Raw genomic sequence first — 7,833 nt, 5'->3', positions numbered from 1 at the left:
TTTACTCTTCGGCTGAGCGTGTTACCAAGGCTTTTGAGCTGATTCGTAAGTATCCTGATCTACCTTTTATCTTTACCGGCTTTTCTGGGCGCCTATCACCGGTCGGTATGTCCGAGGCTGATGCCTTTAAGCAATTGGTTTCTGAGCAGGGTTTGCCAGACAAAAATGCCCATTATGAAAATCAATCCCGCAATACCTATGAAAATGTGGTGTTGATAAAACCCATGATCTTGGAGTTGGGGGATAAGAACGCCAAAGAAGCTGATACACCTCCAAAACCTTGGCTGCTGATTACTTCGGCATCACATATGTACCGATCAGTAAAAATTTTCCAAAAACAAGGGATTGCGGTAATTCCTATTCCTGTGGATTACCAAACGGGACATCAATTACGCTGGGCTAGGTTTGATTTGGAAGATGGTATCCAAAATTGGAATAAGGTGATGCATGAGCTTATTGGTCTTTTGGCCTACTGGATCACTGGAAAGATCTAACTGGAGCAGAGAATTCGGTAAAATAAACCTACATGAACATGGCTAAAAAAGCCCCTGTGGGTCAAGCTACAACGCCCACCCAGACTTCCCAAGCTTCTGCTGCTGGGTCCTCAATTGCTTATTCTGCTGATCATCTGGCAAACCAATTCCTAATTGCCATGCCTGGGATGGTTGATCCCAATTTTGCGGGTTCAGTTATCTATCTTTTTGAGCATACCGAACGGGGTGCGATGGGCTTGGTGATCAATCGCCCGACTGAACTGGATATGGGTGCCTTATTTGAGAAAATTGAGGTCAAGCTAGAGGTTGAGCCAGTATCTGAACAACCGGTCTATTTTGGTGGTCCAGTGCAAATCGAGCGTGGTTTTGTCTTGCATGAGCCCACCACAGAGGCAGCTTACAGCTCTTCCTTAGCTATTCCGGGCGGTTTGACCATGACAACATCCAAGGATGTGCTTGAGGCCGTGGCAACAGGTTCTGGACCCAGCAATTTTTTAATGACCTTGGGTTATGCGGGTTGGAGTGCAGGCCAGCTTGAAGAGGAGATTACCCTCAATGGCTGGATCAATGTTCCCCTGTCCCAGAAGCAAATGGTTGAGATTATTTTTAATACTCCCTCTAGCAAGCGCTATGAGCTGACAATGAGTATTTTGGGGTTTGATCCATCGCATCTATCTGGTGAGGCAGGGCATGCCTGAGGAAATCAGGAAGCGCGCAGAGTTGACCATCATGGCTTTTGACTTCGGGACGCGACGTATTGGTGTCGCTGTTGGCAATACCCTTACTTGCCTGGGGCAACCCATTAAAACCATCGCAGAGTCATCTAGCGATGCTGCATTCAAAGTCATTGAGGGGCTTTTGAAGGAGTGGCAGCCCAATCGCCTAGTAGTCGGCTTACCTTGTCACCCTGATGGTACCGAGCATGAAATGAGTGCCAAGGCTCGCCGCTTTGGCAATCAGCTGCATGGACGCTTTCATTTGCCGGTGGAGTGGGTGGATGAGCGCTATACCTCGGCTGTTTTAGAGGGAAATTCAGACATGCGAGACAATTTGGATGCGCAGTCTGCGGCCTTAATTTTGGAGCAGTATTTTCTTGAGAAGAATTGGATTAGTTGAGATGAATGCAGAGCAGTCCTATCTGAAATTACTAGAGACTTTGAGTCAGCGCAAAATGGCTGGTGATTCATTTGAATTAGCTGGTCTTGCGATGGGTGGGGCCTGGATTGCAGAGCGTTTAGCCGCAGACTTAAATCTTCCCCACTTTGGTGTAATTAATGTGGCATTTCATCGAGATGATTATGCCGAGAAGGGTATGACAGCGCTTCGAACAGCCAGCACCATGTCCACCCATCTTCCTTTTGAGGTGAATGGCGCAAACGTGATTTTGATTGATGATGTATTGCTGACTGGTCGTACGGTTCGTGCGGCACTTAATGAGTTGTTTGATTTTGGTAGACCTGCGCAAGTGGAATTGATGGTTTTGGCAGATCGTGAGAATCGTGAGTTGCCAATTTCAGCCGATTTTGTAGGAGAACCAGTGAATGTTCCAGAGAATCAATTTTTGGTTTTAGAAAAAGATGATGCTGGCAAGTTCAGCTTCCAATTAGAAGAGCGTGCGGAATGAGTGGAGTGAATAATTCGGTGAATAGCTCAGCAAATGACCCGGTCAATCAATTCAATGCTGCTGGCGATTTAACCCATTTACTGACCTTGGAAGGTTTGCCAAAAGAGCAAATCCTCCATATTCTCGATACTGCACAACAATTTGTTAGCGTGACAGACCCTGCGAGAGAGGTGAAGAAAGTGCCACTCTTGCGCGGTAAAAGTGTATTTAATTTGTTTTTTGAAAACTCCACCCGAACTCGAACTACTTTTGAGATTGCTGCTAAACGTTTATCGGCAGATGTCATTAATTTAGATATCTCTACTTCTTCTACCGCAAAAGGCGAAAGTCTTTTGGATACGATTGATAACTTAGTGGCTATGCAGGCAGATATTTTTGTGGTGCGTCATAGTGTTTCAAGGGCGCCTATTGAGATCGCTCAACATATTCCTGCACATGTTCACGTAGTCAATGCCGGTGATGGTAGTCACCAGCATCCTACACAAGGCTTGTTAGATATGTACACGATGCGCCACTTCAAAAAAGATTTTAGTGGTTTGAAGGTCGCTATCGTGGGTGACATTGTGCATAGCAGAGTTGCCAAATCAAATATCTGCGCTTTACGAACATTAGGCTGTACGGATATTCGTGCAATTGGCCCTGAAAGCCTCCTACCAAGCGACCTTGATATGCTGGGTGTGAAGGTATTCCACAGCATGGAAGAGGGGCTTAAAGGTGTCGACGTTGTCATGACCTTGCGTATTCAAAAGGAGCGCATGGAAGCAGGACAGGTCCCAGAGGGAGATGCTTTCTTTAACCAGTATGGCTTAACACCTAGCCGTTTAGCTTTGGCTAAATCGGATGCCATCGTGATGCATCCGGGTCCTATGAATCGTGGTGTAGAAATTGATTCCGCTGTAGCGGATGGTTCCCAGTCGGTTATCCTGAATCAAGTTACCTTTGGTATCGCAGTTCGTATGGCTGTCATGTCTATTGTTGCTGGTAACTAGTTGGATCGGATATAGCTCTTGAGCTCTCAAAGCACCATTCAGCTACCCTCTGTGACCGATAAGAAGCGTTGGCTTATCTTGACCCACGCATTCAATATGGATGGGCGTGCTGCGAGCTTGACCATCACCGATAAGATTCCCTATCTTCTTGAGGCCGGAATCGAACCAATTGTTTTTAGTGCAATTACCGGAATTAAAGACCAGCGCTTTCCGCATTACCAGTTCATTGCCTGGGGTCCCTCGGGATTCCGTTTTGACTTTCGACACTGGGTGGCCAATAAGTATGGCCGAGGCTTTATTTATAAATTCACAACCAGAACAGTTTCATTATTGCTTTCACCATTGATTGCAATTGAAAAGTTGTTGCTGGGTTACTCTAGCCAGTGGTCTTGGACATTACCTGCTTTTTTTCATGGATGGCGCTTAATACGTGCCGGAAAAGTCGATGTTGTTTTCTCGGTAGGTAGCGCATGGTCTGCACACCTTACAGGAGTTTGGTTAAAAAAGGCAACGGGTATTGAGTTGATTTCTGAGGTGCATGATCCTTTAGTCATTCGCAAAAGCCCCGAAGATCAGGGTTTTGAAAAGCCTAAAAATCGCGATGCCCGTTTTCGTCACTATCTAGAAAATCAACTTACTCAGTTTTCCGATAAAGTGTGGTGGTTTACTGATGGTGCCTTGCATTACGCTAAGGTGCGCAATCCTAATCTCAATACCCCTAAGAATGCACATGGTTTTGTAGTGACCCCGGGTGCTGAACCGCCTGGAAGTCTGAATGCCAATCAATCACACCGATACACAGAGAAACTGAATTTATGCCATTTCGGTTCTTTGGCGAATGACCGCTCACTTTCAACGATTCTCAAGGCCTTAGTCCCCTTGCTAAGAAAATATCCAGAAGCCCGAGATCAGATTCGAGTGCATGCTTATGGCGCGCCTCTAGATTCGCTCTCGATAGACGCTATCAAACAATTGGGTTTTGAGGATGTTTTACTAGCACATGGGCGTTTAGAGCGAGATCCTGCTACCAGTAAATCAGGTCGCGAGCAGGTGGCTGAAAAAATGCAAGCCGCCGATGTATTGATCTTATTGCATGGTAACGATGAATGGTGCGCTGAATATATCCCATCCAAGTTTTACGATTACCTTTGGACGGGGCGTCCGATTTGGGGGATTACTCACCGAAATCCACAGTTAGATCAGATGCTGCTTGATCGTGGAGCTTACCTTAGTCCACAGGTGGATGAAGGGGCGATTGAGTTGGCTTTAGAGAAAATTTGGTTAGATTGGAAGGGTAAGCAACTAATACAGCCCACCTGGAAGCCAATTGGGGTGGATCAAGCAGTGAATACAATTCTCACTGAAGTGCAGAAACGTCGTATTTAATAAAGCTGCAAAGAGGAAATCATTTGAACCAAATTGCCCTTTACTGTAAATCTTACCGAAAAGATTTTTTACGGCTCAAAAAATTAGTGCAGTCAATTAATCAGCATAATGTTGATGGAATGCCATTTTATATTTCCACCCCGGAAGAGCAGAAGCTAGAAGTGCTTGCCATACTGGGCGATATTAGTGGGTATCAATGGGTTTCGGATGAGTCAATCGTTGCATCTAATCCTCGAGTTCCTACTGGAATAGAAACAACCAGATCGGGTGGGCTATCGCAACAAACTATTAAGTCTGAATTTTGGCGTTTGGGTTTGTCCGAAAATTATGTTTGCTTAGATTCAGACTGTATTTTTATCAAAGATTTTCATGTGTCAGACTTTATGGCAAGTGATGGAAATCCGTATACAGTCATATATCAAAATAAAGACTACTACCAGCTTGCGATTAATCGGGGTCAGGCCAGAGTGCTTGGTGAGCTCAGTCTTGAGGCGGATAACGTTAAAGCTATTTTTGGGCGGTCTGGGCCAAACTACTACTGCCCATGCCCACCCTTTATTTGGTCTAGCAAAGTATGGAAATCTTTGGATGATAATTTTTTAAAACCCAAAGGGATGACTTTATGGGACATCAATACAGCCCAGCATCCAGAAACACTGCTTTATCTTGAGGCTTTACTTAACTTTAAGGCAATCCCCCTGCACCCTATTGAGCAGTTGTTCCGCATTTATTACTATGACTGGCACTATTTCTTATTGCGACGAAATGGTGAAACACTCAAAAAGTTAGCGGCAAATTATTTGGGGGTAATTTATCAATCGAGCTGGGATTTAAGTATGGATCACGGCGGCTCAACCAAATCGTTTTTATCTCGTGCGCTGAAAAAGACGAAACGCTTAGGACGTTTGATACAGAGCTATTTTTAATCAATACATTACTTATAAATTCTTTTATATGAATTCTCCTCGACCACCCATTCAGATTCTAGTGATTTCACTTGCTCGATCACTTGATCGTCGAACAAAAGTTCAGCAAGAGATGAAAAAAATATCCATTCCTTGGGAGTTTTTAGATGCTGTTGATGGGTCGAGCCTTAAGTCGCCGCCGGTTGAATATAAGGCGAAAAAAGTTAAAAGACTGCAAGGATATTTTTTAACTCCGAATGAAATTGGTTGCTACCTTTCCCATAAAGAAGCGTGGAAGCGCTGCGTAAAAGAAAATATTCCTACCTTAGTTTTAGAGGATGATTTCATTCTGAGCCCAGATTTCGAGGGCTCTCTTGTCGCCCTGCTGAACTCTCCATCCGCATGGTCATTTGTAAGACTTCAGGGCTTATATGAAGTGCCATCTCAGCCAATAGAGACTCTGAATAACATTCAATTGGTGAGAAACATTGGTGATGCTGTAGGAGCAACTGCTTATTTACTAAAACCTGAGGTGGCTCAGACCTTGATTGAGGCCTCATCAGATATTTATGAGCCAGTCGACCACTTTTTAGAGCATTATCAAAAACATGGCTTAGATTTCTTAGCTGTGAGACCCTACCCAGTAGACATCACGCGCGTTCAATCGACTATTGATGACAGGCCTGAGCGCACCCCAGTAAAAGGTTGTACCAAGTTAGTGCGATCAATTTCTCGGATATTAGATAGGCGCTTTAGCGCCACCCCTTGGTTTCCTAAGCATTAACTTAAAGCTGTTTTAATGAGATTTTGAAGGAAATGCTTAAGAGGATCGAGGGTGGGGCGGTTGGTAAGTAACGCCTCACTGGAGAATCTGGAGAGGGCATCCCTTGAGTGCAAAAGATTGCCTAGCTCTGAAAACCCATTGGCCGACATGGGGGCTAGGTTAATAAAAGCATTTGGGTTGAAATCTACTCGTACATTGTCATCGGCCCAAGTGATGGGTAGGCAGCCAGCCATAAATGCCTCTGGAATTTTTTCAGTGTAATAGCCTGGAAACATGCCATTCTCTGGGCAAAGATTGAATGCAAAATTCTGCAGCTCATCGTATTTGATGATTCCACTTTCTAGGTGATTCTTAATATTGGGATTGAAACTCATTCCAAATTCTTTGATTTCAATTTGTGCTTTGACGGCCTTGAGAAGGGTGTTCCTAGGTTCACGTAGGTGTGATGCAAAGATTGCGGCAATCTGAGGGCGATTAAGAAAGTGATCACCCAAAGGTTGCATTAGGCAATCAAGATCTAAAAGTCGGCCATATCGGGGGTTATGATTGCCTACAACCCCTTCGCCAGACCAGTCAACCATCTCCATCCAGTATGGCATTCGAAAGTGTCTAGAGCCTGAAATTCCCAGATCAAATGAAATGGAATAGTCTGCCTCAACATGATCAGGGCGAATATTTTCGCCAGTTTGAAAGAGCGTTAGGGGGCGTGAGCTTCTTTGGCCAAGTTGTCTTACCAGTAGTTGCTGAAAATCGCCCATAAGCGGTCTAAGGGGCTTTGGGCACCAACCCAATTTCTTTTTGCCCATATTCTCAAAAGGCCCGATAATTAGAAGCTCGCAGTCCTTGGGTTTTACCCATTGGATTTGATAGCCTAAGCTCTTGCAAATTGCGGGAATAAGGCCAGATTTGTAGTCCCCAGGCGCTCCTATTGTGGAAACTCGAATTTCAGTCATAAACCCTACCCTATAAATACCGATATGAAGTATTCCATTGTAATAACTACCTTTGATAAACGCTTCGAAAGCGATTTAATTCCACTGATTGATAGCATTAGAGCTATGCGGCCTAATGTAGAAATCATTCTGACTGTGAATGGACCAGCGCATGCAGATTTTAACCAGAACTATAGATCAAAATTATTTCAGTATCTAGCGCGGCACGATAAGGTCTATCCAATGGTATTTCCGGTGTTTCAGTCACTGGCAAAAATGTGGAATAGGGGCGTTCTTGCATCAACGAGTGAGTGTGTATTAATTTTGAATGATGACCTGAAGATTCTCACTCAAGATGAAAAATCTTTCTTTGATAATTTTGAATTAGCTCTTCAAACGGCCCCAGAAACTTTTACTATCAACGGGAGTTTTTCCCATTTCGTAGTGAGCAAAAGAGAGGTGATTGATGTTGGCTTCTTTGATGAGCGTTTATTAGGGCTTGGTGAGGAGGATGGTGACTTCTATTGGCGATATCATGAAAAATTCAATCGTGAGATAGTAGATATTGAAATTGCGCTAATTGACAATATCCACTCTGACGTTACAGATGGTGGGTATGTTAAGGGCATCAGAACTGCTTCTCAATTTAATCGTAATTTTATAAAAAAACAAAAATATAAAGACATTCTGTTTGGCGGGTACAAGGGAATGTTTGATAA

The 7,833-nt window shown here is 44.0% G+C and carries 10 protein-coding genes; 9 read left to right on the top strand and 1 reads right to left on the bottom strand.

Going from position 1 to position 7,833, the window contains the following annotated elements:
- The 8 genes from B7Y67_RS08235 to B7Y67_RS08200 all read left to right on the top strand — a co-directional run.
- Nucleotides 1-494, top strand: a 494-nt coding sequence (locus B7Y67_RS08235; RefSeq protein ID WP_293598221.1) for a YdcF family protein, incomplete at its 5' end; no start/stop codon positions are given.
- Between the two features lie 113 nt (nt 495-607).
- On the top strand, nt 608-1,192 hold the full coding sequence (locus B7Y67_RS08230) for a YqgE/AlgH family protein (RefSeq protein ID WP_293598222.1): 585 nt from the start codon (nt 608-610) through the stop codon (nt 1,190-1,192).
- Complete coding sequence (gene ruvX, locus B7Y67_RS08225; protein ID WP_293598220.1) at nt 1,185-1,610, top strand: Holliday junction resolvase RuvX; 426 nt, start codon at nt 1,185-1,187, stop codon at nt 1,608-1,610. Before B7Y67_RS08230 ends, ruvX begins: the two co-directional genes overlap by 8 nt.
- A 1-nt stretch (nt 1,611) precedes the next feature.
- Nucleotides 1,612-2,118, top strand: coding sequence for a bifunctional pyr operon transcriptional regulator/uracil phosphoribosyltransferase PyrR (pyrR, locus tag B7Y67_RS08220; protein ID WP_293598219.1), 507 nt, complete (start codon nt 1,612-1,614; stop codon nt 2,116-2,118).
- A complete protein-coding gene (locus B7Y67_RS08215; RefSeq protein WP_293598218.1) occupies nt 2,115-3,107 on the top strand; it encodes an aspartate carbamoyltransferase catalytic subunit in 993 nt (330 codons plus the stop codon). Before pyrR ends, B7Y67_RS08215 begins: the two co-directional genes overlap by 4 nt.
- 18 nt (nt 3,108-3,125) lie before the next feature.
- Complete coding sequence (locus B7Y67_RS08210; protein ID WP_293598217.1) at nt 3,126-4,493, top strand: hypothetical protein; 1,368 nt, start codon at nt 3,126-3,128, stop codon at nt 4,491-4,493.
- Between the two features lie 23 nt (nt 4,494-4,516).
- A complete protein-coding gene (locus B7Y67_RS08205; RefSeq protein WP_293598216.1) occupies nt 4,517-5,419 on the top strand; it encodes a DUF6492 family protein in 903 nt (300 codons plus the stop codon).
- 28 nt (nt 5,420-5,447) lie between these two features.
- A complete protein-coding gene (locus B7Y67_RS08200) occupies nt 5,448-6,182 on the top strand; it encodes a glycosyltransferase family 25 protein (protein WP_293598215.1) in 735 nt (244 codons plus the stop codon).
- Here B7Y67_RS08200 and B7Y67_RS08195 read toward each other — a convergent pair.
- Entirely contained in the window at nt 6,179-6,940 is a 762-nt protein-coding gene (locus B7Y67_RS08195; RefSeq protein WP_293598214.1) for a glycosyltransferase family 10, read from the bottom strand. The two genes, B7Y67_RS08200 and B7Y67_RS08195, sit on opposite strands and share 4 nt — an antisense overlap.
- 219 nt (nt 6,941-7,159) lie before the next feature.
- Between B7Y67_RS08195 and B7Y67_RS08190 the strand changes: the two genes are divergently transcribed.
- The coding region (locus tag B7Y67_RS08190) for a glycosyltransferase (protein WP_293598213.1) at nt 7,160-7,833 on the top strand (674 nt) is incomplete at its 3' end.

Source organism: Polynucleobacter sp. 35-46-11 (assembly GCF_002281105.1).
Note: the sequence above shows the minus strand (reverse complement) of the source record. Positions and strands in the feature narration are given on the sequence as shown.

Excerpts from the sequence above, each read along its gene's own strand:
- ruvX (WP_293598220.1), top strand. The coding sequence starts at position 1,185 with ATGCCTGAGGAAATCAGGAAGCGCGCAGAGTTGACCATCATGGCTTTT.
- pyrR (WP_293598219.1), top strand. The coding sequence starts at position 1,612 with ATGAATGCAGAGCAGTCCTATCTGAAATTACTAGAGACTTTGAGTCAG.
- B7Y67_RS08215 (WP_293598218.1), top strand. The coding sequence starts at position 2,115 with ATGAGTGGAGTGAATAATTCGGTGAATAGCTCAGCAAATGACCCGGTC.
- B7Y67_RS08200 (WP_293598215.1), top strand. The coding sequence starts at position 5,448 with ATGAATTCTCCTCGACCACCCATTCAGATTCTAGTGATTTCACTTGCT.
- B7Y67_RS08195 (WP_293598214.1), bottom strand. The coding sequence starts at position 6,940 with ATGGGCGATTTTCAGCAACTACTGGTAAGACAACTTGGCCAAAGAAGC.